Here is a 26,992-nt window from a genome sequence, read left to right as displayed (position 1 = left end):
GACGATTCTGGGAAGGATAGACCATGCATCTTTCGACGCACAATTGGATGCGGGCGGAGCCGCTGGAAACGACGCTCAAGCGCATCAAGAAATTCGGCTACGAGTCGATCGAGATCTCCGGCGAACCCGAACAGTACAAGCCTAAGGAGACGCGCGCACTGTTGAACGAGTACGGCATTCGCTGCTGGGGAGCGGTGACGCTGATGCTGGGCGAGCGCAATCTCGCCGCCAAGGACCAGGGCCAACGCGAGCGCTCGGTGCAGTATGTCAAGGACGTGCTGACCATGGTCAGCGAACTTGATGGCGAGATCATCACGCTGGTTCCGGCCACCGTCGGCAAGGTGGTGCCGGACGGCACCGAGGAAGAGGAGTGGAAATGGGTGGTCGACGCCACCCGGGAATGCTTCACCCACGCCAAGAAGGTCGGCGTCAAGATCGCGGTCGAGCCGCTCAACCGCTTCGAGACCTATCTGTTCAACCGCGGCGCCCAGGCACTGGCGCTGGCCGATGCGGTCAGTCCCGAATGCGGCGTCTGCCTCGACGCCTACCACATCCACATGGAAGAATTTAACGTCTACGACGCCATCCGGCAGGTCGGCAAGCGCCTGTACGACTTCCATGTCGCCGACAACAACCGCTTCGCCGCCGGCCTCGGGCAGATCGACTGGCCGAAGATCGTCGGCACGCTGAAGGAGATCGGCTATGACGGCGCGCTGACCAATGAGTTCGTCGCCCCCGTCGACCGCACGCCGGCTGCCCCCTATCCCGACATGGTCGAACGCAACCCCGTCGACATCTCGCCGGAGCAGCTGAAATTCATTCAGGACCATGGCTCCAGCGTGCTCACGGAGAAATTCTACACCGACCAGATGCGCATCAACGCGGAAACGCTGCTGCCGCTGATCAAGTAGCCGAGCCGTTTGGAAAAGCCCTTCCGCCTCACCGCGGCCGGGCCGAGGATGAACATGCGCATCAAGACGGTCCAAGCCTGGTGGGTCCGCATACCGATCGAAGCCGCGAAGCAGCACCGCAGCGACTTCGGTCAGGTGGCGACGTTCGACGCCGCCATCCTGCGCATCGAGACCGACGACGGGCTGGTCGGCTGGGGCGAGGGCAAGAATGCCGCCGGCAGCGCCGGCAGCTACGGCGCCCTTGTCCATTTGCTGAATTACGAGGTCGGCCCGCAGTTGGTCGGCCGCGACCCGGCTGACATCGGCGTCATATGGGAGATGCTCTATAATGGCACGCGCCACGACAGCGCCGCTCGCGCCGGCCACGCCATGCCGCAATTGGCGCGACGCGGCATGAGCATCGCCGCTATCAGCGCCGTCGACATCGCATTGTGGGACATTCTTGGCAAATCGCTCGGCGTTCCGGTCTGGCGGCTGCTCGGCGGCCGCAAGCTGGACCGCATGCCGGCCTATGCTTCCGGCGGTTGGGCTACTGCGGAAGCCATCGGCGACCAGCTGCAGTCCTACATCACCAAGGGCGGTTTCAAGGCGCTGAAGATGCGCGTCGGCGCCATGGACGGCGCCCCACATATCTCGGCCGCTCGCGTCCGTGCCGCCAGACAGGCGCTCGGTCCCGATATCGACCTGATGGTCGACGCGCACGGCACCTACACGGTGGCCGAAGCCAAGCGCTTTATCCATCTCGCCGGCGACCTCGATCTCGCCTGGTTCGAGGAGCCGGTGATCGCCGACGACAAGCCCGGCATGGCCGAGGTGCGCGCCTGCGGTTCGATCCCGATCGCCACCGGCGAAAGTGAGGCGACGCGCTATGCCTTCCGCGACCTCGCCGTGCTCAAATCCGCCGATATATTCCAGCCGGATCCGGCCTTTTGCGGTGGCATCAGCGAGGCGATGAAGATCGGCACCATCGCCAGCGCCTTCAATCTGCGCTTTGCGCCGCATCTTTGGGCCGGCGCGCCCTGCTTCTTTGCCGGGCTGCATGTCTGCGCTGCTTCACCGGCGAGCTTCACCGTCGAATATTCGCTCGGCGCCAACCCGATGATCCACGATCTGATCGAAGAGACTGTCGAAGCAAAGGACGGTATGGTAGCGATCCCTGATAGACCCGGGCTGGGATTCACCATTTCGGAGCGGTTCCTGGAGGCGCACGCGCAACACGGCTGACATGAAAGAAAAGAACCTTCTCGCGGAACTCGCCGCCTATCTGTTCTCCCATTCGGACAAGGAGACGGGCCGCACGCCGTCGGAGCGCGAACTGGCAGAGCATTTCAGCGTCAGCCGCGGCCAGATCCGCGAGGCGCTGGCCATTCTCGAGGCCATGCGCATCGTCGAGCGACGGGCGAAATCCGGCATCTACATCGATACGAAGCAGGCGAGCGTCGAGGCGATGGCGCTGTTCGCCCGCGCCGGCCTGCCGCTCGATCCCGTCCAGATCTACGAGACGGTCGAGTTGCGCAAGATCCACGAGATCAAGGCCGCCGAACTTGCCTGTTCACGCGCCACCGAGGAGAATTTCGAGCGGCTGCGCGAGATCCTGAAGGCCTCCGAGGATCGCATCGCCGCCGGTGAAGGGCTTGCCCGGGAAGACCGCGAGTTCCACCTCGAGATCGTGCGGGCGACCAAGAACAGCGTCTTCCACAATATCTGCAGCGTCTACTACATGATGGGTGAGCTGCGCCTGCCGATCTATTTCAACGATCCCGAACGCAGCGTGCGCTCCCATGCCGAGCATATCCAGATCTACGAGGCGCTGCTGCGCCGCGACGGCAATCTCGCCCAGGCGCTGATGAGCGCCCACCTGCAAGGCGCGGAAAGCTACTGGAAGGGGCTGATCGAGGGGCGTGGGGCGGAACCGGAAAGCCCTGCGCTCGAAAGGGCCTGAAATGCCCAAGATCCTGTCAACACACAGACTGCACCCTCGTGCCGCTTCCATGCTGACCGGGGCCGGCGAACTCGTCGTTGCTTCCGCCCTCGATGCGGCCACGCTGGCCGCCGAGGCGAGGAACGCCGATGTCATCATCGTTCGCGCTCCCTTGCCTGCGGCGCTTTTCGAAGGCGCGAAGAAGCTCAGGGCCGCGATCCGCCACGGCGCCGGGCTGGACATGGTACCGATGGAAGCGGCCAATGCGGCCGGCGTGCTGGTGGCGAACGTGCCGGGGGTGAACGCGCGATCTGTCGCCGAATATGTGATGTTCGCGGCGCTGGCGCTACTTAGGCGCTTCCGTGTGTTGGACCGCGACTTGCGTGCGAAGGGCTGGCTGGCGGGCCGCGAACACACGGTGGTGGCCAGCGAGCTAGCGGGCAAGACGATCGGCATTGTCGGCCTCGGCGCGATCGGTCAGGCGGTTGGCCACATCGCCGCCCATGGGTTCGATCTGAATGTGGTGGCGACGACGCGCAGCATGCGGCCGGCGCCGGACAGGGTCGGCTTCCTGTCGATCGATGCACTCATCGAGCAGAGCGACATCATCGTTCTGTGCTGCCCGCTGACGCCCGAAACACGGGGGCTGATCAGCCGCGAGCGCATTGAGCGGATGAAGCCGGATGCGCTGCTGATCAATGTTTCGCGCGGGCCGGTGATCGATGACAACGCGCTGATCGAGGCCTTGCAGAAGGGCCGCATCGGCGGCGCTGCGCTCGATGTTTTTGCTACACAACCGCTACCGCCCAACCATCCTTATTTCGGCTTCGACAACGTCATCGTCACCCCGCACATGGCTGGGATTACCGAGCAGTCGATGATGCGCATGGGCGTCGGCGCGGCTGGCGAAGCCTTGCTGGTGCTGGCCAACAGATTGCCGGTCAATCTGCGCAACGCCGAAGTGGTCGAGCACTACCGGCGGCGGTTCCCTGCCGATTTCTGAAAGCGCCCCAATTTTCCCGAATTCGCCGGCGATGGTGCCGGCATGGCAAGCGTCACAAAATTCCTGCTGACCGCCGGCTTCTGCGTGGCGACGGCGCAAGCCTTCGCCAACGGACAGGGTAGCTACGTGTTCTGCGACAACGGCATACGCTGCGTGGCGGCACCCTGTCCATCGAACAGCGCACTCGACCTCGCTGCTGGGAAGCTCATCAAAGGCGTTTCAATCGACATCGATCGCCTGCCGCAGCAAGACAAGGCGCTCGATCTTTCAGACAAGCTCTATGCCGGCAAGGTCGTTGTTGTCGGCTCGATCGAGAACCGCACCCGGACCTTCAACGGCAAGCGGTACACCCTGCCTTGGCTGGTAGCCACCAGCATCGAACGCGCCGCCAAGGACAGCGAACGCGGCCACTGCTCGTCGCGCTGACACGCGCTGCGCTATCCGATCAATTTGCAAGCAGCCCCTCCACGCCCGCTGCGATGCGCAGCAGGTGGTGGTCATGGCCATTGCGCGCCACCAGCATCAGCCCGGCCGGACGCGTCATTCCCGGCATCGGCAGCGAGATGGCTGATAGATCGAACTGGTTGGCGACCTGCGTGTTGCGCAGCAGAAGGCCTTCCGTCCTGTTGCACAGAGCCTCGTCGCTGGTCATCGACACGATCGTCGGCGCCGTCACCGGTGTGGTCGGCAGGGCCAGCACGTCGACCGACGCCAGCCGGTCATCCATCGCGGCGGCCAGCGCCGTGCGGCGGCGCATTGCCCTGATATAAACCGTGGCCGGAATGGCGGCGGCGCGCGACAATGGCCCGCTTACCCGCGGGTCGACCGGCCTCGTCGCTCCCGTCGCCAGCCAGTCGGCATGGATCTCCGCCCCTTCCATCGCCGCGATCGACGCGCGTTGGGTTGCCACGCGCAGATCGGCAAGCAGGTCGTCGATCGACAGCTCCACAAGCCGTGCGCCGCTAAGCTCTATCTTGCGCAGACACCGGTCGAACGTCGTCGCGACCTCTTCCTGCGTATCATCGAACAGCACGCCGCGCGCAATACCGATGCGCAGGCCGTCCAGCGGCAGCGGCAACAGTGCCGCCAGGTTTTCGCCCGACATCACTGCATCGGCCGCCGCACATTCGGCGACGGTGCGGGCCAGCGGACCGATCGAGTCCAGCGTGGCTGACAGCGGAAACGCACCCGCAAGCGGCACGCGCCGCGCAGTCGGCTTGAAACCGACGACGCCATTCAGCGATGCCGGAATGCGCACCGAACCACCGGTATCGGAACCGATGGAGATTTCGCTGGTGCCTTCGCCCACCGAAACGCCGGCGCCTGAGGAGGAGCCGCCCGGAATACGGCTGGCATCGCTAGCATTGCCGGGCGTGCCATAATGTGGGATTGACGCCGATCGCAGTAAAGGCGAACTCGGTCATGTTGGTCTTGCCGAGGATGATTGCGCCGGCCTGGCGCAACTGTTGCACGACAATGGCATCCCGCAGCGCCGGCGCTGCGTTGGCGAGCAGCAGAGAGCCCGCCGTGGTCGGCTCGCCGGCGACATCGAACAGATCCTTGATCGAGACGATCGCCCCATCGAGCGGCCCGAGCGTGACGCCGGCTTTTCGCCGCGCATCGGTGGCGTCCGCCGCCGCCCGTGCGGCTTCCGGGTAGAGCTTTACGAAAACCCTCTCATCGTCGACGCGAGCGGCAAGAGGCGAAAGAATTGCTTCGAGGTGATCGCGGGCTGATTGCATTTTTCGGTGTCGGACTCCGCGCGCTTGCAACGTCTTAAGGTAGTAGCCAGAAACTGGCCGCAGGAGACATAGCCCGGCACGGTCGGATTTGCACCTGTCGAACCGAAGGAGGAAGGCCCGATGCTCTACCAAGGCAGCTGCCACTGCGGCAAGGTCGCGTTCGAGGTCGAAGGCGAGCTGACCGGAGCCGTTCGGTGCAATTGCTCGATCTGCTCGCGCAAGGGTGCACTGCTATGGGCAGTTCCGCATGAGAGCATGCGGGTGCTTGCCTGGGGCGATGATCTCGGCCGCTACAGCTTCGGCAACCATGTCATCGCCCACCGCTTCTGCCGCAGCTGCGGCATTCACCCCTTCGCCGAGGATGTCGGCGAAGGGAGCGGGCGAAGTGCCTATATCAATATCAATTGCATCGAGGCGTTGGACGTCGCCGCCGTGCCGGTCTTCGACTTCGACGGCCGTTCCGTTTAGGCCTTGGGGTCGTCGATCGGCTTGGGGCCAAGGAAGAACGCCGCCAGTGCCGCAAGCAACGTCGCCGCCGCGCAATAGGCGAAGGCGGTGGCAACGCCGATATTGTCGACCAGCAGGCCGCCGAAGACGGCGCCCAACGCGATGGCGACCTGGAACGTCATAACCATGAGCCCACCGGCGCTTTCCGCCTGATCGGGGGCGGCCCGCACCAGCCAGGTCTGCAGCCCGACTGGGACGGCGCCGAAGGCAAAGCCCCAGCTGGCCACTGCTATTGCAGCCACGACGGGTGAACCTCCGACCACCAGCAGCAGGAGCGCCGAAAACGCGATCAGCAGGGGCGCCAGGCTGACGGCTGCCTTGAGGCTGCGTTCGGCAATGAAGCCGCCGGCAAAATTGCCGAAGAAGCCACCAATGCCGTAGGCGAGCAGCACAAGCGAGATCGTCTCGATGTCCAGCGCGGGCACCTTCTCGAGAAACGGGCGGACATAGGTGAAGCCGGCAAAATGTCCCGAGGCGACCAGCAGCACCACCAGCAGCGCCACCCTGATCATCGGCCGCTTCATCACCTCCAGCAGCGTACGAAAACCTGCCGTACCTGCAGGCGGCAGCTTCGGGATGGTAGCCACCTGCACCAGCAGCGCCAGCGCACCAACCACGGCGGCGATCATGAACGCCGTCCGCCAGCCCCAGATGTCGCCGACATAGGCGCCGACCGGAGCCGCGCAGACTGTCGCCACCGAAACGCCGGTGAGAATGATCGACATGGCACGCGGCATCAGCCGCATCGGAACGAGCCGCATCGCCATGGCTGCCGACATCGACCAGAAGCCGCCAAGACTGATCCCGAGCATGATGCGGGCAATCAGAAGAACGGGAAGCGAGGACGCAAACGCGGCCACCAGGTTTGACAGCACAAGCAGCACCGTCAGCGCCCACATGACCAGCCTGCGGTCCAGCCGCTTGGTGACAATAGCCATGGTCGGCGCCGCAATCGCGCCAATGACGGCGGTGGCCGTTACCGCCTGCCCGGCGGCGCCTTCGGTGATGCCGAGATCCTGTGCAAGCGGCGTCAGCAGGCTGGCAGGCAGAAATTCCGCGGTCACCAGGCCAAAGACTCCGAGCGCCAGGGAGACCACCGCCCCCCATGCGGGCTCGGATCGTTCGCCGGTTTCCGATGGGTCGAGAACGGCGTCCATGACGCCTGTCGCGGGTTCGGTCATGAGGGATCTCCGATCTGGTTGCAGCGCAGCATTTGGCTGCAATGCAACATAGGGAGTGACTGTCTGGAGTTTCCATGCTAGAAACACCATTATGCTTGACCGTTCGTCCAAAATTCCAATCACCGGCGATCCGCTGACAGACATATTGCGCGGATTGCGTCTCGAAGGCGTCGATTACGGCCGTTGCGAGATGAAGGAACCCTGGGGCATCCATTTTCCGGCTCAGGCGGCGGCACGGTTTCATTTCATCGGCCGCCAAGGCTGCTGGTTGCTGCAGCCGTCCGGTGAATGGGTCGAGCTCAAGGCGGGCGACGCTGCCTTGTTGCCGCGCGGCTCAGCCCACACGCTGGCGAGCGAGCCGGGTATCGAGGCGGCGCCGATCCACGGCTATGATGTCGAGGAAATCTGCAAGGGTGTCTATTGCATGTCGAATGACGGCATGCCCGGCTGCCGCCCGGGGACCTTGCTGTTTTTCGGCAGCATGTATTTCAATCTCGATGGCTTGCACCCCTTGCTCGGCATGATGCCGGACGTGATGCGCGCACATGAGTTGGAGGCCTATGAGCCAGGTATCCCGCATTTGCTGGAAGCGATGGCCCGCGAGGTGACGATGGAGCGCGTCGGCTCTGGCGGCATCCTGGCGCGGCTGGCCGATGTGCTCGCCGCGACCGTCATCCGCTCATGGGTCGAGCGCGGCTGCGGCGACTCTTCCGGTTGGATTGCGGCGGTCAGGGACCGCGAGATCGGCCGGGTGCTGGCCGCGATCCATCTGGAACCGAACCGCGACTGGACGGTGGAGGCTCTGGCGAAGATGATGGGTGCCTCGCGATCAGGTTTCGCCGAGCGCTTCGCAACCATTGTCGGCGAAACACCGGCAAAGTACGTCACGCAGGTGCGGATGCACCAGGCGAGGCAATGGCTGGTCCGCGACCGGCTCAAGATTTCCGTCGTCGCGGCGCGCCTCGGCTACGAATCCGACGCCTCCTTCAGCCGCGCCTTCAAACGGGTCATCGGATCGCCGCCCAGCCATTTCCGGGCCGAGGAACAGGCGGAGATCCGCCAGGCCGGCTAAACGTTGGCCGGCTTATTGCTCGGTGATGCAGGCCGAGCCGGCGCTGCTCTTGCAATATTTGCCGGAGGCCCCGCACCTGCCATCCGAGACTTCCACGACGGTGCCGCTCAACAACAGCTTGCAGTCGCTGGTGGACAGATTGACCGTGCCGTTGAGGTCCTTGATCTTCTTGGCGTCGACCTTCGCGCCGGCGACAACTTTCTTGGCTGCCTGCGCCTCGCCCAGATGCGCCGCCGACAATCCCATACCGGCGACGAGCAGGATCGTCGCAAAACTGCGGAACAGATTTCCCATAGCCAACCCTCCATTTTGGGCCTCCAAATTGGGCTTGCAAAGCCCGTTTGGGACCAAAGGATCAGCCTATTCGACAAATCGGAGCATCCGCATCCCCCGTACGGGGGATGACGGGAAGACTCGAGCATTTCGCAGCCAAGCGGAATCACGTGGCGTCGCACAAATGCGGCTAAAACACATGGATAGAGCGGCATGCACGGTTCACTTTGAACGTATCCCGCTCTAGCGCAGTAAAGACGCTTGTACTTAGCCGGCGTGACGCAGGCTTATTCCGCTGCCCTTGTCGAACAGCACCACCTTGTCCGGGTTCCAGGCAAAGCGCACCGGCTGCTCTATCTGGACGTCGGTCCTCGCAGGCACGGTGGCGCGCAGCATGGCGTCGCCGACCCGCAGCGTCAGGATCTTCTCGACGCCATGGTTCTCGACGTCATGGACCCGCGCCTCGACCGGCGCGCCGGTCTCGAGATAGACGTCCTCGGGACGAATACCGAAGACGAGCGGGCGACCGTCGGTCGCCGCGCCCGTCTTTAGCCCCCACGAAGTCTTGGCACCCCCCGAAGTCTTGGCACCCCCCGCAAACGGCAATTCGAAATTGAGCGGCGCCATCACCGCACGTCCGTTGACGAGCTTGCCGTCGATGAGGTTCATCGGCGGCGAGCCGACGAAGCTTGCCACGTAGGTGTCGCGCGGATTGTTATAGATCTCGTACGGCGTGCCGGTCTGGACGATGCGGCCATGGTTGAGCACGCCGACCTTGTCACCCATCGACATCGCCTCGATCTGATCATGCGTCACGAACAGGAAGGTGGCGCCAAGCTGCATCTGCAGGTTCTTCAATTCGGTGCGCAGCGCCTCGCGCAATTTGGCGTCGAGCGCCGACAACGGCTCGTCCATCAGGAATACCCGCGGCTTGCGCACGATGGCGCGACCGATCGAGACGCGCTGCATCTCGCCGCCTGAAAGCCTGTCGGTCTTGCGGTCGAGCAGATGCTCGATCCTCAGCGTCCTGGCCGCGCGGTCGACACGATCCTTGATCTCGGCATCGGGCAGCCGGCGGATCTTCGGCTTCAGCGGAAATTCGAGGTTCTGGCGCACCGTATAGCGCGGGTACAGCGAATATTGCTGCAGCACCAGCGCCACGTCCCGCTCGGCCGCGCCCCAGTCGGCGACATCGACGCCGTCGATGAAGACTTGGCCTTCGCTCGGTTTTTCCAGGCCGGCAATCATGCGCAGCGTCGTCGTCTTGCCGGCGCCGGTCTCGCCAAGCAGGACGAAGAACTCGCCATCGGCGATGTCGAGATCGAGCCCGGTCAAGGCGGTGTGATTGCCGAATTTCTTCGAGATGTTCTTGAGCTGGATGTGGGCCATCAGAGTCTCACTCCCAGCGATTTGCCGCTCGCCGTGTCGAAGAAATGCGCCTGGCTGGGATCGATTCTGACGAAGACTCTTTCGCCGGGGCCGCCGATGAAGCCGCTCTTGGTGCGCGCACGCAGCATCTTGGAGCCGACCTTGAGGTCGACGATGTCGAAGGACCCGAGCGGCTCGACGATCTGCGTCTCCACCGGCAAGAATCCCTCGGCGGCTTCGCGGCGGACGAGGACGCCTTCCGGCCGGATGCCGAGCGCGAGTTGGCTGCCGGCATGGCCGTTGAGCTTCGACAGCAAGGCGCGCGGGAATTCGAAACCGGCGGCCGCATCGCCGACCGTGACCGAGGCCGATGAGGCTTTCTCGGTCACCGAAGCGTCGGCGACGTTCATCACCGGGCTGCCTACAAATTGCGCGACGAAAAGATTCGCCGGATGCGAATAGACCTCGTCCGGCGAGCCGACCTGCTGCAGCACACCTTCATGCATGATGACGATGCGGTCGGCGAGGCTCATCGCCTCGATCTGGTCGTGGGTGACGTAGATGCTGGTCGAGCCCTGCTTGATGTGCAGCCGCTTGATCTCGGCCCGCATCTCCTCGCGCAGCTTGGCATCGAGCGCCCCGATCGGCTCGTCCATCAGCATCGCCTTCGGCCGCCGCACCAAGGCTCGGCCGATCGCCACGCGCTGCATGTCGCCGCCCGACAGCGCCGACGGTTTCTTGGCGAGGAGATCGCTGATCTGCAGCTTCTTGGCGACCGAGCGAACCTCGCTGTCGATCTCGGCCTTGCTCTTGCGCGTCGCCCTGAGCGGAAAGGCGATGTTCTCATAGACGCTCATATGCGGATAGAGCGAGAACGACTGGAAGACCATGGCGATATCGCGATCGGCGGCCTTGAGGTGCTGGACCGGCTTGCCGTCGATGAGGATGTCGCCGCCGTCGATCGTCTCCAGCCCGGCAATCGCCCTGAGCGTCGTCGTCTTCCCGCAGCCCGACTGGCCGAGCAGCACGATGAACTCGTTGTCGTCGATCTTCAGGTTGAGGTCTTTGATGACCTGGACGGCGCCGAAATATTTCTGGACGCCTCGAAGCTCGATCTGGGTCAATGCTGTGCCCCCGGATTTGCCCCTTGCCCGGTGCCGGCCTTCTCCTCCGGCGCGATCTTGGAGGTGATGTTGAAGCCGATCAGGCCGATCAGGATGATGGTCACGCCATAGCTGTGCAGCAGCATGTTCCACGGCTGGCAGAGCGCGATGATACCGAGCACCATCAGCACCTGGCTGCCCGGTTCGAGATATTTCTGGTTGATGTCGCGAAAGCTCATTTGCGGATCGCTCCAAACGACATGCCGCGCAACAGGTGGTTGCGGAGCAGGAAGGTGAAGATCGCGACCGGCAGCAGGAACAGGAAGGTTCCGGCGGCAATCACCGTCCAGTCCGGCAGGCCGGAACCGATCTGGCTGGGGATGAAGGGCGGTGCTGTCTGGGCACGGCGGCTGGTCATGATCAGTGCGAAGGCATATTCGTTCCACGCCGTGATAAAGCAGAACACGGCGGTGGCGGCGATGCCGGTGGCGGCCTCGGGCAGCACGATCTTGAAGAAGGCCTCCATGCGCGTATAGCCGTCGACGAGGGCCGCCTCCTCATACTCCTTGGGGATCTCGTCCATGAAGCCTTTCATCAGCCACACCGAGAAGGACAGGTTGAAGGCGGTGTAAAGGATGATCAGGCCGATATGGGAATCGTTGAGGCCGACCGCCCGGTACATCAGGAACATCGGAATGGCGACGACCACCGGCGGCAGCATGCGTGTCGATAGGATGAAGAACAGTAGGTCCGCCTCGCCTTTTACCTTGAAGCGCGAGAACCCATAGGCGGTGAAGGTGCCCATGCCGACGGCCAGGACGGTCGAGGTTATGGCAACGATCAGTGAGTTCATGAAACGGCTCGGATAGCCCGACCACTGCACCTGGCCCTTGCCGTCGCGCACGATCTTTTCGCCCCCATTGAAGACGACGCGCTCCCACCACGGCGCAGCCGCGTACTCCTCCGGCGACGGCGGGCTGCGCAGCTGCGAACGCTTGGTGAACAACTTGACGAAGGGCGATATCTCCGGCTGGAAAACCACCGTCGGCGGAATGGTGGTGGCGAGGTTGCGCGGCTTGAACGCCGTCGAGGCGATCCAGTAGATCGGCGCCAGGAAGATGATCGTCACCAGCAGGACAGCGACGATGGCGACCCGGTTGAAGGTGATTTCGGAAGAAGTGCGGACTGCGGCCATCTCAGCGCTCCTTCACCTTATTGAGGTATTTGACATAGATGTTGGTGATCGCCAGCACCATGATCAGCACGATGTAGGCGAGCGCGCAGGAACGCCCGGTCTGCCATTCCTGGAACGCCATCTTGTAGAGCCGGATCGAGATCAGCTCGGCCGTCGGCTGGCTGGTCAGGATGTAGGCGAGGTCGAAGGTCTTGAACGCCTCCATGGTGCGGAAGATGACCGCGATCATCAGGATCGGCGCAACCAGCGGCAGCGTTATGCGGAAGAAGGTGTAGAACGGCCCGGCCCTGTCGATCGCGGCTGCCTCGTAGAGATGCTTGGGCACGGCCGACAGGCCGGCCAGCGACAACAGCATGACGAAGGGCGACCACATCCAGATGTCGGTAAGCGCAACCGCATAGAGCGCCATTTTCGGATTCGACAGCCATTCGAAGGTGCCGAGGCCCAGCGCATAATTGATGATGCCGAAGGACGGATCGTAGAGCAGCTTCCAGAACAGGCCGACGACGGCCATCGACAGCATCATCGGCAACAACAGGAGCGTCGTCAGCAGGCCCTTGAGCGGAATGTCGCGATTGAGCAGCATGGCCACGCCGAAGCCGACGAGCAGCTGGCCGGCGACCGAGATGATGACGTATTTTGCGGTGATGGCGAAGTTGGACCAGACATAGGGATCGCTGAGCAGGTCGCGATAGTTTTGCAGCCCGACGAAATTCGCCGCCGCGCTGGTCGAGGCGCGGAAATCGGTGAACGAATAGCCCAGCGAATAGATCAGCGGGAAGATGTTGAAGACGATCAGAAACAGGATCGTCGGGATGATGAAGAGATTGCGGATCGAAATGTCGCTTAGACCGCGAGCGGCGGCCCGCGAGGACCTGTCCAGCGTGGTGATCATCGTGGTCGCCAAGACCCTGCTCCCGGTTCAAGAATCAGAAAAAGAAACGGAGGAGGCACGAACGCCCCCTCCGTGAAACTTCATGCTTATTGGCCGCGGCCGTATTTCTTGAAGGTCGCGTTCCAGTCGGCTGCCAGTGCGTCCAGCGTCTCCTTGGCGGTGCCTTCGCCGCCGATCATGTAAGGATAGATGCGCTGGTTGAGCTGCTGCAGCAGTTCCGCATATTCCGGAACCGCCCAGAAGTCCTTGACCTTGAACATGGTCTCGTAGAACGCCTTGTTGTAGGGCGTGGCGTTCTGGAATTCGGGCGACTTGAGCACGGCGGCACTGCAGGTGTAGCCGCCAAGCGCTGCCCATTTCTTCTGGGTCTCGTCCTTGATGAACCATTCCAGGAACTTCGTCGCCTCTTCCTGCTTCTGCGAGTAGGAAACGATGGAGATGCCCTGACCGCCGAGTGCGGCGAACTGGTCGCCGCCAGGTCCGGCTGGATTGGCGAAGAAGCCGGTGTTCTTGGCGTTCGGGTTCGACGCCTCGTTGATCAACGAGGGGAAGAACGCGAAGTAGTTCATGCTCATCGCGGCCAGGTTTTCAGTGATCGCCTGGTTGTCCTCGACGAAGAACGACTTGGCCCAGCCCGGAGGCGTGAACTTGTAGAGTTCCTTGTAGGCGTCGAGCGCCGCGATCGCCTTGTCGGAGTTGATGAAGCCATCGACCTTGTAGGTCTTATAGTCACCCAGCTCGCCGCCGAAGGAGAACAGCGCGTTTTCGAAGCCCATCGCCATCGCGTCATAGGAATTGTCGGTGTAGATGGCGATGCCGTATTTTTTCTGGTCCGGCCGGTAGAAGAATTCGGCGATGTCGCGTAGCGCCTTGAAATCCTTCGGCACGTCGAGATCGTAGCCATACTTGGCCTTGAAGGCTTCCTTTTCCTTGGGGTCTTCGAACCAGTCCTTGCGATAGGACCAGCCGACGGCGTCGCCTTCGAGCGGAATGGCCCAGTACTTGCTGCTGCCGCCCGGATATTCGGCATAGTATTTCACCGTGGCCGGTGCCATCACTTCACCGACCTTGTGCTTGTTGAAGAAGTCGGTCAGGTCGACATAGTGGCCACCGGTCGAGCCGGCACCGAGCCATTGCGAGTCGCCGACGACCATATCGTAGGCGTCGCCATGGGCGTTGAACTCGGTGAAGGCCTTGGTCTGGAAGTCGGGCCACGGTGTGGTTTCCACCGTGATCTTGACGCCGGTTTCCTTCTCGTACTCGTTGCCGAGTTCCTGCAGGTAATTGGCCGGATCCCATTCCGCCCAGAAGATTGTAAGTTCCTTTTCCTGCGCGTAGACGGACGTTCCGCAGGCGAGCACTAGGCCGATACCAGCAAGCAAGCTGGTCATTGTCTTGCGCATAATGATTTCCTCCCTTGTGCGCATTCTACCGCTCATGAGAACCGGCATCGAGGCCGGCCCTGGTAGTCCTCCCGTGACGGCACCGCTTCGGTCTGTGAGCCTCCTCGCTCGACCGTAACGGATCTCAGCCTTCACCTTTGATCCGCTTTATTTGTCCTGATCTGGTATTACCAATTTAAGAGGAACGTCAAGCCCTTTCTTGGACGATGGCGGACACGCAGACAAGTTGGCTTCTGCGATATCTGCCTGTTTTCCCTGAATTTTCCTACTCCTTGATACATGAATGCCGTACTTGGGTCGCTGCATCGCTAGTAGCATGAATAGCCAGGTTGAAAATCTGGTCGAACCAGATTGGCGTCATCTCACGGCGGTCGTCGGCGCGATCCCATCTCCTTCAATCATCGATTCGGTCATAGCCGCGCGCACAAGAGCGCCGGCCGCCCATTGCGCAACCGACATCATACTGCGGCTATCCAATCCCCATATATCCTTCAATACGATCAGCATCTCAACACCGAAGATCAATGACAGCGCCTGCGCGAGCCGCTTGAATTCGCGCGGCGGCAACCGGCCTTTGAGTGGCGCGATCGCATCTTTCAAAAGATCGACGCGATGGCCGCGCGTGAAGGCAGGTTCGCCGTCAAGCGTGCCTGCCTGTCGCTGCGCCCACTGGTCGAGCGACAGTTTCAGCGCCGCCTTGAACGTCGCTTCGAAGACCTCGATGCGCGGCATGGCGGTCTCGAACAGCTCGGCGACCCGGCGCTCGGGATCGGCAGAGCTCGATTTCCACGTAAGGATCGGCCCAAGCCCCTCATCGACCACCGCCTGCACCAACGCCGCCTGGCTCGGAAAATACCGATAGGCGGTGGCGCGCGAGACCTCCGCTGCCTCCGCCACCTCGCTGACGGAGGGCGTGGCGCCCGCCTGCATCAGCTTTGTCGCCGTCTCCAGCATGAGACGCCTGGTGCGCACGCGGGCCCCGCGCTCTACTTGGGGGTTCGGCCCTTGGCTGGCATCGTCGTCCATTGCCGCTTGTTGACGTGAGACATTCATGTCAATACGATACGCGTGTCTCAAAAAATTGCAATGGCCCTTCGCGCCGTCGAACGGCCGGGCAAAAAGGGGCGGCAGCGCCGAGCACGCCCAAGACCGGGGAAACGCGATGAAGCGCATCTATGTGGTGGGCACCGCCGACACCAAGGGCGAGGAACTCGCATTTCTGGCCGATGCGGTCGCGGCTACCGGCGCTTCGATTGCCCGTGTCGACATCGGAACACGCGGCGCGACCGTGCCGGTTGATGTTTCGGCAGACGAGGTCGCCAGCCACCATTCCGAGGGTCGCAATGCCGTGCTCGGCGTCGACGATCGCGGCACCGCGGTGGCGGCGATGGCTGCCGCCTTTGCCCGGTTTGTCCAGTCGCGCAGCGATATTGCCGGGATTATCGGCATTGGCGGCGGTGGCGGCACCTCGATCATCACCGCAGGCATGCGCACGCTGCCGCTCGGTCTGCCCAAGATCATGGTTTCGACGTTGGCCTCGGGTGACACCGCGCCTTACGTCGACGTCTCCGACATCGTCATGATGCCGTCGGTGACGGACATGGCCGGCCTCAACCGGCTTTCGCGTGTCGTGCTGCACAATGCCGCCCAGGCGATATCAGGCATGGCGACAAAGCCGGCGCCGCCGCCCGAGGGCAAACCGTCGCTCGGCCTCACCATGTTCGGCGTCACCACGCCATGCGTGACCGCGATCGCCGATGAGCTTCGTTCAACTTATGACTGCATGGTCTTTCATGCCACCGGCACCGGCGGCCGCACCATGGAAAAATTGGCTGACAGCGGCCTGTTGTCAGGCGTCATCGACATCACAACGACCGAAGTCTGCGACTTGCTGCTTGGCGGCGTGCTGCCGGCGACCGAAGATCGCTTTGGCGCCATCGCCCGCACCGGGCTGCCTTATGTCGGCTCGGTCGGCGCGCTCGACATGGTCAATTTCTGGGCGCCGCCGACAATTCCGGAACGCTATCGCGGCCGGCTGTTCTATGAGCACAATCCAAACGTCACACTGATGCGCACCACTGCCGACGAAAGCAGAACGATCGGCGAATGGATCGGTACAAGGCTGAGCCTCTGCCAGGGTCCGGTTCGTTTCCTCATTCCGGAGAAAGGCGTGTCGGCGCTCGACATTGAAGGCGGCGCCTTCTTCGACCCTGAAGCCGATGCCGCTTTGTTCGAGGCGATCGAGCGTACCATCAAACCCGCCAAAACGCGGCGCGTGCTGCGCCTGCCGCTTCATATCAACGACCCCGAATTCGCCTGGGCTGCCACAACGGCCTTCCTCGACATCGCCAGACAGTGAGACACCAAGACATGGCCGCCATACCGCGCAAGAAAATCCTGGAGAAATTCCGCAAGATGATCGCGGACGGCGTGCCGATCGTCGGCGGCGGTGCCGGTACCGGCCTGTCGGCCAAGGCAGAGGAAGCCGGCGGCATCGACCTGATCATCATCTACAATTCCGGCCGCTACCGCATGGCCGGGCGCGGCTCGGCCGCCGGCCTGCTCGCCTATGGCAACGCCAACGAGATCGTCAAGGAAATGGCCTACGAAGTGCTGCCGGTAGTGAAGAAGACGCCGGTGCTGGCCGGCGTCAACGGCACCGATCCCTTCGTCATCATGCCGCTGCTTTTGGCCGAGTTGAAGACGATGGGCTTTTCCGGTGTGCAGAACTTTCCGACCATCGGCCTGTTCGACGGCCAGATGCGGCAGAGTTTTGAAGAAACCGGCATGGGCTTCGGGCTCGAGGTCGACATGATCGCCGAGGCTCACAAACTCGACCTGTTGACCACGCCCTATGTCTTCAACCCAGACGAGGCGCGCGCCATGACGACAGCTGGCGCCGACATCGTCGTCGCCCATATGGGGGTGACCACCGGCGGCTCGATTGGCGCGACATCGGCTAAATCGCTGGACGACTGTGTGAGCGAGATCGACGCCATCGCCAAAGCGGCACGCTCAGTGCGCGAGGATATGATCCTGCTTTGCCATGGCGGGCCGATCTCGATGCCGGACGACGCCAGATATGTTCTCGAGCGCTGCAAGGGCCTGCACGGGTTCTATGGCGCCAGTTCGATGGAGCGGCTGCCGGCGGAAGCCTCAATCGCCAGGCAGACGGCGGATTTCAAGGCGGTCACGTTCGGCGCTGCGTAGAGACCAGCAAACAGAAGGGTGGAACGATGACGGAGAACAGCAAGGTATTCGTATATCCAAAAGACGTCAGCGCCTTCGGCTTCGACTGGGGCAGGCTGTCGCTGACGGTCGCTCCCGAAGTGAACGGCGCAAAGCGATTTTCCGGTGGTGTCGTCGACCTACCGTCAGGCAAAGGCCATACGCGTCATAACCATCCGGGTGCGGAGGAGACCATCTTTGTCATCTCAGGCAATGGCGAGCAGATGGTCGAAGACGAGAAAGGCAACCCGGTCGTCGAGAAAGTCGGCCCCGGCTGCACCATCTATGTGCCGGAAAGCCGCTTCCACTCGACGCTCAATACCGGCGATGCGGCCATGCAGCTTTTCGTCGTCTATTCGCCGGCAGGGCCGGAACTGGCATTGCGGGAGTTGCCGGATTTCAGGTTGATCCCGCCGGGCAGATAATGTCACAGGCTGAGGCCAATCTTCATCGCACGAGCGACCCTTGCTAGGTTGTTAGTATCGCTTCCCAGAGCGAGCCTATCCGGCAAAGTGGGGACATCGCGCTCTGATCGGAAAGCATCCGGCGAAGGTAAGCGCGCCACCCAGTAGGACAAACAGTTTTCCGCTGCCTCCGGACCAAGCTGCCAGAGTACAAATCGAACAGCATTTTCAGGGAACATGAAGCCCGGAACTTCAGAACATGCGACCTGTTCGGCTAGTTTGCGCGGAACGTCGAAACGTTCGAAGAGCGGCAGGACAGTCGTTTGGATGTTGGCAACGATGTTCGCGATTTCAGCCTGGCGGGTATGCGGGTTTGCGATGTTCCATGTCCGCCGTCCCACTCCTTTATTGCCTTGCTGTAGACCGACGCATGCACGACGAGTTCGACGTACTCGCCGCCGACGTTCAGATAGTTTGATTGAAAGGAGATTTTGAATGCCCAGTCGCCGGCCCGACGACTCGCATGAGGACCGGTTTTCGCAAAGCGGAACGCAATCGGTTCGAACTCCATGGAGATCTGCTCGCACCCGTCGATAAAGACCTGCTTGGGCAGTTCGCGTTCCATATCGGCAAATGCTCGCTGGTGTGACCAATTGTTTGCTCGAACGAGGTAATCTCAAGAACGGGCTAGGTACCAGCGCCTAAGCCGCCCCCGCCCCTGTTCCAGCCCCGGCCCCGATCGCCGAACATGACGTAGCCGGCATCGGTCACCGCCACCGTATCCTCCAGCTTGATGAAGCCGCGCGTCGGGTGGAGCATGGTCGTCTCGACCGAAAGCACCATGTTCTTCTCCAGCGGCTTTGCGGCATAGGTGCCTTCATATGTCACCGGATGGTTGGTCATCAGGAACGGCGCTTCATGCGTGATCAGCCCCATGCCATGCGCGAAAAAATCAGTATAGGCCGCAACCTTGGATTTCTTCAGAACGCCTTCGGCATGAGAAATCATGTCACCGCCCAGCGTGCCCGCCTTGACCTTGGAGAAGGCCGCCTGCTGCACTGTCTCGATCTCGGCCAGCAGATCCTCGAGTTCGGCGTCAGGGTCGCCCAGCACGCCCATGCGGCAAAGATCGCCGATATAGCCGTGGTAGTTGCCGCCGGAATCGATCGACATCACTTCGCCCCGTTTCCACGCCTGCGGCGAGGCTGCGCGGTTGTGGCTGGAGCCTAGCGTCAACAGGCAATATTCGAAATGCGCGCCGCGATTGGTCTCCTCGCGCCTGAGATGTTCGATGATCTCGCTCTTTGTCGTGCCTTCGCGTGCCCAGCCGATGGTCGCCAGCATGGAATCGGTGATCAGCTCCGAAGCGATGCGCAGCTTTTCCAGCTCCGCCTCGGTTTTGATCGCCCGCATGCGCTCCAGCATATCAGTCGCATCGATCAGCTTGGCATCCGGCAGCGCGTTGCGGATCAGCATATAGGCGTCGGACGGCAGGAAGGCGGGCTCGATGCCGATGCGGGCATTGCCCTTGGTGATCTTTCGCAAATGCTCGACCGCCAGATTGGCGGCATCGAGCGTACCCCAGCAGGCGGCATGCAGTGTCGGCGTCCAGAATGGATGATTCTGGTGCTCGCCGCCTTCCATGCGGTTGCCGATGTAGGCGGCATGCTCCGGCCCACCTTTCTCATAGACGACGAAAGGCAGATAACGGCTGTGGCCGATTGCATCCATGGCGGCGAAGAAGATGAACTTGTAGCCGCCAAGCAGATATTGCGTGTTGTGCTTGGAGGTGGCGAGCAGCACGTCGATGCCGGCCTCCTCCATCAGCCCGTCCACCCTGGCCTGGTCGAACGGCACGCTGCCGACGGCATTCTTGCCTGGGGCAATGTTCATGTCTCTCTCCCTGAAATCCCTTAGCCGGCCGCTCGCCGGCACCGGCTTTTCCGGCTCTGAACCTCGGCTATGCTTAAATCTGCATCATTTTGCCCGATCTGGTCCAGCCAGAACGGGCGAACCAGCCCCAAAAGCTGCTCCACCTGCTGCACTTTACCCCAGCCTGGTCCTGCTAGAACCGCGCGTCGAACCGTTTTCTGTACAACTGGTCCAGCGGACGGAAATTTCAAAGCCACGTAGAGATGCGCCAATTCCGTCTTTGGCGAAACCCCGCACAAGGCCCATAATCAGCTTTGCAGGATGCTTACGAGCGTCCGAGGGGTACGGCGGACCCGGCTGGGTCCGCGGAGAGGACGGAGTTCGATCATGCCAGAGTTCACCATTTCCAGACGTACAATGCTGGCCGGTTCGGCGTTGCTGTTGGCCTCCACCGCCATGCCGACGATCGGCTCGGCGCAGACGCCGAGAAAGGGCGGACGACTGGTTGTCGCCGCCGATTCCGAGCCGCGCAATCTCAATCCGGCGATTGTCGCCTCGAACGGCGTCTTCTTCATCTCGAGCAAGATCGTGGAAACCTTGGCCGAGGCCTCCTTCGGCGGCAAGGACGGGCTCGATCCGCGGCTGGCGCTCAGCTGGGAAGGTGCCGCCGACGGCCTGTCGCTGACGTTCAAACTGCGCGAGGGCGTCAAATGGCATGATGGGAAGCCATTCACCTCAGCCGATGTCGCCTTCTCGGCGCTGCAGGTCTGGAAGCCGCTGCAGAATCTCGGCCGCACCGTGTTCAAGGATCTGGAGGCCGTCGACACGCCGGACGAAACCACCGCCGTGTTCAAATTCGCCAAGCCGACACCGTTCCAGCTGATCCGCAACGCCTTGCCGGCGCTGAGCAGCGTGGTGCCCAAGCACATCTACGAGACCGGAAAGATCGAGGACAACCCGGCCAACAACGCCCCGGTCGGCACCGGACCGTTCAAATTTGCCGAACACAAGCCCGGCGAATATTACCGGCTGGAGAAGAACACCGACTATTGGGGCAAGGACGAGCCCTATCTAGACGAGATCATCTATCAGGTGCTGCCGGACCGCACGTCGGCGGCCAGCGCCCTGGAAGCCGAAGAGATCCAGCTCGCCGCCTTCTCCGCCGTGCCCCTGGCCGATCTCGACCGCATCTCCAAAGTGCCCGGTCTCAAGGTGATCACCAAGGGTTATGAAGGGCTGACCTACCAGCTCGTCGTCGAGATCAATCATCGCCGCAAGGAGTTGGCCGACCTGAAAGTACGCCAGGCGATCGCTCACGCCATCGACAAGGATTTCGTCGTCGAGACGGTATTCCTTGGCTATGCCGCCACCGCCACTGGCCCGGTGCCGAAAAACGACCCGCAATTCTACACCGCCGACGTGCCGACCTACGCTTTCGACGTCGCCAAGGCCAATGCCTTGCTTGACGAGGCCGGCTACAGCCGGGGCGATGACGGCAAGCGCTTTTCATTGAGATTGCTGCCGGCGCCTTACTTCAACGAAACCAAGCAGTTCGGCGACTATCTGCGCCAGGCGCTCGCCGTCATTGGCATCGACGCCCAGCTGGTCAACAACGACTCTGCCGCGCACATCAAGGCGGTTTACACCGACCACGCCTTCGACCTTGCGGTCGGGCCGCCGGTGTTCCGCGGCGATCCGGCGATCTCGACCACCATCCTGGTGCAGAGCGGTATTCCCGACGGCGTGCCCTTCTCCAACCAGGGTGGCTACAAGAATGCCGATCTCGACGCCCTGATCGCCAAGGCATCGGAGACGCTCGACACCGCCGCCCGCACCGAACTCTACAAGGAGTTCCAGAGAAAAGTTGCCGCCGACCTGCCGCTGATCAACGTCGCCGAATGGAGTTTCATCAGCGTCGCCCGCGATACGGTCAACAACATCGCCAACAACCCGCGCTGGGCGGTATCGAACTGGGCGGACACTTGGCTGGAGGCTTAGGCAGGTCGGCTCAAGGCTTGCACATCGCCTATGTGGGTGCTCAGCTTCGGCTATGAGAGTTCCTTCGCGCCCCCCTCTGTCCTGCCGGACATCTCCCCCACGAGGGGGGAGATCGGCTGTCATTGTCGCTTTCGCCAATCTCCAGCGTTGCAAGACGGCCGGCATCGCCGAAACTGCCAATCTCCCTCCTTGTGGGGGAGATGTCCGGCAGGACAGAGGGGGGCGCCGTAAAGCGCGGCACCGAAGACTTGGCTCTCCTATCGGCGTTGCGCCATGACCCGCGCCGTCATCCTCCTTCGCCGCCGTCTCGTCGGCAGCATCTTCGTGCTGCTGATTGTCGTCATCGGCACGTTCCTGTTGCTCGAAGCCGCTCCCGGCGACGCGGTCGATGCCTACATAGTCTCGACCGGAGGCGACGCCGGCATGATCGAGCTGTTGCGTCACCGCTGGGGGCTCGACCAGTCGGAGCTGACACGGCTCGCCAATTACCTTTGGGCGCTGCTGCATCTCGATCTCGGCCAATCGGTCAGCTTTTCGCGGCCGATCCGCGATGTCATCCTCGAGCGCCTGCCCAACACGCTGCTGTTGATGGGGAGCGCCACGGCGCTCTCCTTCGGCCTCGGCTCGGCTCTCGGCATCTATGTCGGCGCCAGTCCCGGCAGCTTCCGCGATCGTTTCCTGTCCATCGGTTCGCTGGCGCTCTATGCCGTGCCGGGCTTCTGGCTCGGGCTTGTGCTGATCATTGTCTTCGCCGTCGACCTGCGCTGGTTTCCGATCGGCGGCATCGAGAGTATCGCCTCGGCCAAGACCGGCCTCGATCGCGCCGCCGACATCGCCCGCCATCTCGTCCTGCCGGTTTCGGCGCTCGGCTTCATTTATCTCGCGCTCTATCTGCGCATGATGCGCGCCGGCATGGCCGAGGTGTGGCGACAGGACTTTGTGCTGGCCGCCCGTGCCAGGGGACTTTCCCGCCGTCGCATCGTGCTCGCTCACGTCGCCCGTAACGCGCTGTTGCCGCTGGTCACCATGTTCGGCCTGCAATCCGCGCAAATGCTGGGCGGCAGCGTTGTCATCGAAAGCGTCTTTTCCGTGCCAGGCCTTGGCCGGCTGGCGCAGGAAGCGGTGGCCGCGCGGGATACCCCACTACTGCTCGGCATCATTCTCGTCAGCGCCGTCCTGGTCGTCATCATCAACCTTCTCGTCGACATCGCCTACGCCTTCCTCGATCCGCGCGTCGGCGCCAGTGAGGCCGGCGCGTGAGCCCGCTTCGCCGCTTTCTCCGGACCCCGGAAGCGATCGCCGGCGCGGTCATCCTGGCGGCGCTGTTTGCCATGGCGCTTGCCGCACCTTTGTTCTTTCCCGGCGATCCGCAGGCGATTGCCGGGCCGGCGTTGCTGCCGCCGTTCCAGGACTGGTCGTTGCCACTCGGCACCGACCGCCTCGGCCGCAACGTGCTTGCCGAGCTTTTCCACGGCGCCCGCACCTCGCTGGCGGTCGGGCTGGCAGCAGCCGCCGCCGCCCTTGCCGTCGGTGCCGTGATCGGCACGTTGGCCGGCTTTGCCGGCGGTCTTGTCGACGAGATGCTGATGCGCATCACCGACGCTTTCCAGACCGTCCCAGCCTTTCTGCTGGCTTTGGCTTTCGTCAGCATCGTCGGGCCGTCGCTCGGCGTCGTCGTCGCTGCGATCGCGCTGGGCGCCTGGACCGGACCGGCACGCGTGGCGCGCGCCGAAGTGCTGTCGATCCGCGAGCGCGATTTTGTTGCCGGCGCCCGCGTCATCGGCATGCATCCGCTGGAGATCGCCTTTCGCGAGGTGCTCCCCAATGCGCTGCCGCCGGTAATGGCTTTGTCGTCGGTGATCGTCGCCGCGGCGACTCTCACCGAAGCGGCATTGTCCTTCCTCGGCCTTGGCGACCCCAACCGCGTAACCTGGGGCGGCATGATCGCCGAAGGCCGCGCCGTGCTGCGCACCGCGCCCTTCCTGTCGATCATTCCGGGCGTAGCGCTCGTGCTGACCGTGCTCGGCGTCTATCTCACCGGCGAAGGCGTCGTCGAGACCACGGCGATGAGGAGGAGCCTGTCGTGACGGCGCTTGCTTCGATTCGCAGTCTGACGGTGACCTATCGCCGCGACGGCGCCGAGGTGGCGGCGCTAAAGAATGTCAGCCTCGACATCCCCGCCGGCGAGCGCTTTGCCATCATCGGCGAGAGCGGTTCCGGCAAGAGCACGCTGGCGCTAGCCATTGCCGGGCTGCTGCCGGCCACTGCCAAGATCGAAGGCCGTATCGATTGGCTCTTGCGCCCGCCACCAATGTTTGGTGCCAAGGCACCTGCCGGTCTTCGCGACCATGCTCCAATCGGTGGCCGTGACATCGGCTTTATTTTCCAGGACCCATCCGCAAGTCTCGATCCGGTGATGCCAATAGGCAAGCAGATCGCGGAAGTCGCCTACACCCATCTCGGCCTCAGTTGGCGAGACGCCTATGCCAAGGCAAAAACCCTGCTCGAACGGGTCCGTCTGCCCGACCCCGATGTCGCTTTGCGTGCCTTTCCACATCAGCTCTCCGGCGGCCAGAAGCAGCGCGTGGCGATCGCCGCAGCGATTGCGGCCGGGCCGAAACTGCTGATCGCCGACGAGGCGACCAGTGCGCTGGACACCATCGTGCAGGCCGAGATTGTCGGGCTGATCCGGCGACTGGTGGCCGAGGACGGTATGACGCTGCTGTTCATCAGCCACGACATTGCGCTGGCCGCTGAGCTTGCAGAGCGCATAGCGGTGTTCCGGCATGGCGAGCTGCTCGAGCTCGATTCGACGGCCCAAATCGTCAATGCGCCGCGTCACGCATACACTCGTGTGCTGCTTGACGCTCATCTCGGCCTCGACGCCGAGCCGCTGTTGCGGCGAACATGACCAGTCCGCTGCTCGCCGTTTCCGGCCTGACCAAACGATACAGTCGCGGCGGCAAGACCATCGCCGCGGTCGACGACGTTTCCTTCCACATCGACCCCGGCGAGACGCTGGCGCTGGCCGGACCTTCCGGCAGCGGCAAGTCGACGATAGCTCGTCTAGTGCTCCGGCTCGTCGAATTCGATACCGGCAGTATCGAATTTGAAGGCAGCGATTTCCTGTCGCTGAACGGCGCTGCCTTGCGCGGCCGGCGCACTCGTCTTCAGATGGTGTTTCAGGATCCGCTCGCCGCCTTGAACCCACGCGCCACAGTCGCGCGTGTGCTCGACGAACCCCTGCGCATCCATCACATTGCCTCCGGCCCCGAGCGCCCGCGCCGAATTGCAGCTCTGCTGGAACGCGTCGGCCTCAGCCCCGGTCTCGCCGGCCGCGCCATTCACGAGATTTCCGGCGGCCAACGCCAGCGCGTTGCAATCGCCCGCGCCATTGCCACGAAACCGTCGCTGATCGTGCTCGACGAGGCCGTGTCGGCGCTCGACGTTTCGGTTCGCGCGCAGATCCTGCAACTGCTGCTCGATCTTCAACGCGAGGAGCGCATCGCCTATCTGTTCATTTCGCACGATCTCGGCGTCGTCCGTGCCATCGCCCACCGCATCGCCATTCTGGACGGCGGGCGGATTGCCGAGCGCGGCGATGCCCGCACCGTCATCGACGCGCCGCAATCCGCGATCGGCAAGGCGCTGGTGGCGGCAGCGCCAAGACTTTCGAGGATCGAACAGGACGCATCATGACCGACGCCGAAGCCAGAGCCGAAAAACTGTCGCGCGAACTCGATTCCGCCTTCCGCAACCGTGCCGATCTCTATCGTCTGTTGCTCGACGAGCTGACCGCGGAAGTTGGCGCGGAAAAGGCTGAGGCGATCATGATCCGCACCATCGAACGGCGAGGCAGGGAGGTTGCGGCGGCGGCCTTCGCCGATTTCGGCCCCAACGACGCACCGGCGATTGGCGAGGCGTTCCTGGCCGTCAGCCCGGATGGCGGCCGCATGTATCCGACCGATGTCGAACGCGGCCCGGACCGCATCGCCTTCAGGGTCAGGCGCTGCCCGCTGAAGGACGCCTGGGTCGAAGCCGGCATCGACGACGAGAAGCTCGCCACGCTCTGCCGCATCGCCGGCGCCTTCGATCGCGGCCTGTTCGAGGCCACCGGAGTGCGCTTCGACAACGTCACCTGGACGGCGGGCCACGGTTCCGGCTGCTGCCACATCGCCTTGACCAACCGCGATGCCGGTTAGAGCTGCAGCTCGAGCCGTATCGGCGAAGAAGTAGAGTTCCGTTCCGTTGGGCAGCACGGAGCCAAACACCCCGGCGCCATAAGGCAAGCGGGAATTTTGATGTGTGCATTGCAAGGAATTCGTGCGGACAGGATCTGCCTCGGTGTCCCGCTGTGTCGGCTTCGTTGCTAAGTGTCCGGGTTGCTAAGTGTCCGGCCGGAGACGTCTTTGTGGGTTCATGGTTGTGGCCTCGAGCCACGGCAATCAAATCAATCCGAGATTCTGTCGGATTGCGGCATCCTTGTTCGTCTTCTGTAGGGGAGTTCCTGGAGGTGAACTATGAGCGAATTGCCGGTGGTCAAAACGCGACGCAAAGGCAAGACCCTTACGCAGAGCATGCTGATCCCAACCGAGAAAATGGTCGCTGACGAACTCCGGGCTGCACGACCTGGCCACTTTTCGGACCTTGCAGAGTTACGACGTAAGCTCGCGGCAAAATACGGAGCAGACGCCTGCTGCCCAGTGACTGTGCGGCGGCACCTGGTGCATATCAGTCAAGACGGCAGCGCGCCCTTTTGGCGCGTCGTAAATCCCGATCGGCCATTCGCCCGACGTATGAGAGGTGGATCGGAGCACATACGCGAAAAATTGATACCCTCCGGCGAAGGCCGCCTTGCGAGAGGACGGCACGGTAGCGAGGCTGCGCTCTTAAGGTCGCCCTTACGAGCGAAGTTA

The 26,992-nt window shown here is 62.8% G+C and carries 27 protein-coding genes and 1 pseudogene; 16 read left to right on the top strand and 12 right to left on the bottom strand.

The genetic code is table 11. The annotated features are described in order from the left end of the window. The first annotated feature begins 23 nt into the window (after positions 1 to 23). Genes NKI41_RS27020 through NKI41_RS27000 form a run of 5 tightly spaced genes read left to right on the top strand, consistent with a single transcriptional unit; the run spans position 24 to position 4,261 of the window. The gene (locus NKI41_RS27020; protein ID WP_023675190.1) at positions 24 to 911 is read left to right on the top strand and encodes a sugar phosphate isomerase/epimerase family protein; all 888 of its coding nucleotides are present in this window, start codon (positions 24 to 26) and stop codon (positions 909 to 911) included. Between the two features lie 54 nt (positions 912 to 965). Then, on the top strand, positions 966 to 2,135 hold the full coding sequence (locus tag NKI41_RS27015; RefSeq protein WP_023675189.1) for a mandelate racemase/muconate lactonizing enzyme family protein: 1,170 nt from the start codon (positions 966 to 968) through the stop codon (positions 2,133 to 2,135). Between the two features lies 1 nt (position 2,136). Continuing rightward, positions 2,137 to 2,853 carry a FadR/GntR family transcriptional regulator gene (locus tag NKI41_RS27010; protein ID WP_352685848.1) on the top strand — a complete coding sequence of 239 codons (717 nt, stop codon included), beginning with the start codon at positions 2,137 to 2,139 and terminating at the stop codon, positions 2,851 to 2,853. Position 2,854: 1 nt separating this feature from the next. Continuing rightward, a complete protein-coding gene (locus NKI41_RS27005; protein ID WP_352677652.1) occupies positions 2,855 to 3,835 on the top strand; it encodes a hydroxyacid dehydrogenase in 981 nt (326 codons plus the stop codon). Positions 3,836 to 3,877: 42 nt separating this feature from the next. Then, entirely contained in the window at positions 3,878 to 4,261 is a 384-nt protein-coding gene (locus NKI41_RS27000; protein WP_023675186.1) for a DUF6748 domain-containing protein, read from the top strand. Positions 4,262 to 4,280: 19 nt separating this feature from the next. Here the strand turns inward: NKI41_RS27000 and NKI41_RS26995 are convergent. Beyond that, positions 4,281 to 5,577: pseudogene (locus tag NKI41_RS26995) on the bottom strand (amidase). Positions 5,578 to 5,697: 120 nt separating this feature from the next. On the opposite strand from NKI41_RS26995, the gene NKI41_RS26990 reads away from it, so the two are divergent. After that, positions 5,698 to 6,045 (top strand): GFA family protein, encoded by a 348-nt coding sequence (locus NKI41_RS26990; RefSeq protein WP_023675184.1) that lies wholly within the window; start codon positions 5,698 to 5,700, stop codon positions 6,043 to 6,045. On the opposite strand, the gene NKI41_RS26985 is transcribed toward NKI41_RS26990, so the two are convergent. After that, the gene (locus tag NKI41_RS26985; RefSeq protein ID WP_352685846.1) at positions 6,042 to 7,265 is read right to left on the bottom strand and encodes an MFS transporter; all 1,224 of its coding nucleotides are present in this window, start codon (positions 7,263 to 7,265) and stop codon (positions 6,042 to 6,044) included. The two genes, NKI41_RS26990 and NKI41_RS26985, sit on opposite strands and share 4 nt — an antisense overlap. Positions 7,266 to 7,356: 91 nt before the next feature. Between NKI41_RS26985 and NKI41_RS26980 the strand changes: the two genes are divergently transcribed. Further along, positions 7,357 to 8,337 carry an AraC family transcriptional regulator gene (locus NKI41_RS26980; RefSeq protein ID WP_352448399.1) on the top strand — a complete coding sequence of 327 codons (981 nt, stop codon included), beginning with the start codon at positions 7,357 to 7,359 and terminating at the stop codon, positions 8,335 to 8,337. A 12-nt stretch (positions 8,338 to 8,349) separates the two neighbouring features. Here the strand turns inward: NKI41_RS26980 and NKI41_RS26975 are convergent, their stop codons facing one another. From NKI41_RS26975 to NKI41_RS26940, 8 genes are all read right to left on the bottom strand, one after another. After that, the gene (locus NKI41_RS26975) at positions 8,350 to 8,631 is read right to left on the bottom strand and encodes a hypothetical protein (RefSeq protein WP_352448400.1); all 282 of its coding nucleotides are present in this window, start codon (positions 8,629 to 8,631) and stop codon (positions 8,350 to 8,352) included. Positions 8,632 to 8,877: 246 nt separating this feature from the next. Then, positions 8,878 to 9,999 (bottom strand): ABC transporter ATP-binding protein, encoded by a 1,122-nt coding sequence (locus NKI41_RS26970; RefSeq protein ID WP_352448401.1) that lies wholly within the window; start codon positions 9,997 to 9,999, stop codon positions 8,878 to 8,880. Continuing rightward, positions 9,999 to 11,102, bottom strand: a complete 1,104-nt coding sequence (locus tag NKI41_RS26965) for an ABC transporter ATP-binding protein (RefSeq protein WP_352448402.1) — start codon at positions 11,100 to 11,102, stop codon at positions 9,999 to 10,001. The genes NKI41_RS26970 and NKI41_RS26965 overlap by 1 nt, the downstream gene beginning before the upstream one ends. Beyond that, positions 11,099 to 11,320, bottom strand: coding sequence for a hypothetical protein (locus tag NKI41_RS26960; protein WP_023675179.1), 222 nt, complete (start codon positions 11,318 to 11,320; stop codon positions 11,099 to 11,101). Before NKI41_RS26960 ends, NKI41_RS26965 begins: the two co-directional genes overlap by 4 nt. Next, positions 11,317 to 12,276, bottom strand: a complete 960-nt coding sequence (locus NKI41_RS26955; protein ID WP_352448403.1) for a carbohydrate ABC transporter permease — start codon at positions 12,274 to 12,276, stop codon at positions 11,317 to 11,319. The genes NKI41_RS26960 and NKI41_RS26955 overlap by 4 nt, the downstream gene beginning before the upstream one ends. A 1-nt stretch (position 12,277) precedes the next feature. After that, a complete protein-coding gene (locus tag NKI41_RS26950) occupies positions 12,278 to 13,183 on the bottom strand; it encodes a carbohydrate ABC transporter permease (RefSeq protein WP_254816733.1) in 906 nt (301 codons plus the stop codon). Between the two features lie 74 nt (positions 13,184 to 13,257). Beyond that, positions 13,258 to 14,574, bottom strand: coding sequence for an ABC transporter substrate-binding protein (locus tag NKI41_RS26945; protein ID WP_352448404.1), 1,317 nt, complete (start codon positions 14,572 to 14,574; stop codon positions 13,258 to 13,260). A gap of 357 nt (positions 14,575 to 14,931) precedes the next feature. Beyond that, positions 14,932 to 15,627, bottom strand: coding sequence for a TetR/AcrR family transcriptional regulator (locus tag NKI41_RS26940; protein WP_502894974.1), 696 nt, complete (start codon positions 15,625 to 15,627; stop codon positions 14,932 to 14,934). Positions 15,628 to 15,736: 109 nt separating this feature from the next. On the opposite strand from NKI41_RS26940, the gene NKI41_RS26935 reads away from it, so the two are divergent. The 3 genes from NKI41_RS26935 to NKI41_RS26925 are packed head-to-tail and all read left to right on the top strand — an operon-like array spanning position 15,737 to position 18,227. Next, complete coding sequence (locus NKI41_RS26935) at positions 15,737 to 16,933, top strand: Tm-1-like ATP-binding domain-containing protein (RefSeq protein WP_352685844.1); 1,197 nt, start codon at positions 15,737 to 15,739, stop codon at positions 16,931 to 16,933. A gap of 11 nt (positions 16,934 to 16,944) precedes the next feature. Further along, positions 16,945 to 17,784, top strand: coding sequence for a phosphoenolpyruvate hydrolase family protein (locus tag NKI41_RS26930; protein WP_352685842.1), 840 nt, complete (start codon positions 16,945 to 16,947; stop codon positions 17,782 to 17,784). A gap of 26 nt (positions 17,785 to 17,810) precedes the next feature. Continuing rightward, on the top strand, positions 17,811 to 18,227 hold the full coding sequence (locus tag NKI41_RS26925; RefSeq protein ID WP_352685841.1) for a cupin domain-containing protein: 417 nt from the start codon (positions 17,811 to 17,813) through the stop codon (positions 18,225 to 18,227). A 253-nt stretch (positions 18,228 to 18,480) separates the two neighbouring features. Here the strand turns inward: NKI41_RS26925 and NKI41_RS26920 are convergent, their stop codons facing one another. Further along, complete coding sequence (locus tag NKI41_RS26920) at positions 18,481 to 18,831, bottom strand: hypothetical protein (protein ID WP_352539468.1); 351 nt, start codon at positions 18,829 to 18,831, stop codon at positions 18,481 to 18,483. A gap of 62 nt (positions 18,832 to 18,893) precedes the next feature. Further along, positions 18,894 to 20,099, bottom strand: a complete 1,206-nt coding sequence (locus NKI41_RS26915) for a M24 family metallopeptidase (RefSeq protein ID WP_352539469.1) — start codon at positions 20,097 to 20,099, stop codon at positions 18,894 to 18,896. 366 nt (positions 20,100 to 20,465) lie between these two features. Here NKI41_RS26915 and NKI41_RS26910 point away from each other — a divergent pair, with 366 nt between their 5' ends. From NKI41_RS26910 to NKI41_RS26885, 6 genes are all read left to right on the top strand, one after another. Further along, entirely contained in the window at positions 20,466 to 22,076 is a 1,611-nt protein-coding gene (locus tag NKI41_RS26910) for an ABC transporter substrate-binding protein (protein ID WP_352474860.1), read from the top strand. 273 nt (positions 22,077 to 22,349) lie between these two features. Continuing rightward, positions 22,350 to 23,336 (top strand): ABC transporter permease, encoded by a 987-nt coding sequence (locus NKI41_RS26905; protein WP_352685838.1) that lies wholly within the window; start codon positions 22,350 to 22,352, stop codon positions 23,334 to 23,336. Then, on the top strand, positions 23,333 to 24,163 hold the full coding sequence (locus NKI41_RS26900) for an ABC transporter permease (protein WP_352685837.1): 831 nt from the start codon (positions 23,333 to 23,335) through the stop codon (positions 24,161 to 24,163). Before NKI41_RS26905 ends, NKI41_RS26900 begins: the two co-directional genes overlap by 4 nt. Next, positions 24,160 to 24,987 (top strand): ABC transporter ATP-binding protein, encoded by an 828-nt coding sequence (locus NKI41_RS26895; RefSeq protein WP_352539471.1) that lies wholly within the window; start codon positions 24,160 to 24,162, stop codon positions 24,985 to 24,987. Before NKI41_RS26900 ends, NKI41_RS26895 begins: the two co-directional genes overlap by 4 nt. Next, on the top strand, positions 24,984 to 25,775 hold the full coding sequence (locus NKI41_RS26890) for an ATP-binding cassette domain-containing protein (protein ID WP_352685835.1): 792 nt from the start codon (positions 24,984 to 24,986) through the stop codon (positions 25,773 to 25,775). Before NKI41_RS26895 ends, NKI41_RS26890 begins: the two co-directional genes overlap by 4 nt. Continuing rightward, positions 25,772 to 26,278 (top strand): L-2-amino-thiazoline-4-carboxylic acid hydrolase, encoded by a 507-nt coding sequence (locus tag NKI41_RS26885; RefSeq protein ID WP_352474855.1) that lies wholly within the window; start codon positions 25,772 to 25,774, stop codon positions 26,276 to 26,278. The genes NKI41_RS26890 and NKI41_RS26885 overlap by 4 nt, the downstream gene beginning before the upstream one ends. Positions 26,279 to 26,992: the final 714 nt, after the last annotated feature.

Origin of the sequence: Mesorhizobium sp. M0601 (genome assembly GCF_040320845.1) — a bacterium.
In the GTDB taxonomy this organism is placed as follows: Bacteria; Pseudomonadota; Alphaproteobacteria; order Rhizobiales; family Rhizobiaceae; genus Mesorhizobium.
The sequence above is the reverse complement of the archived record's forward strand: the minus strand, read 5'-3'. Positions and strand labels throughout refer to the sequence as shown.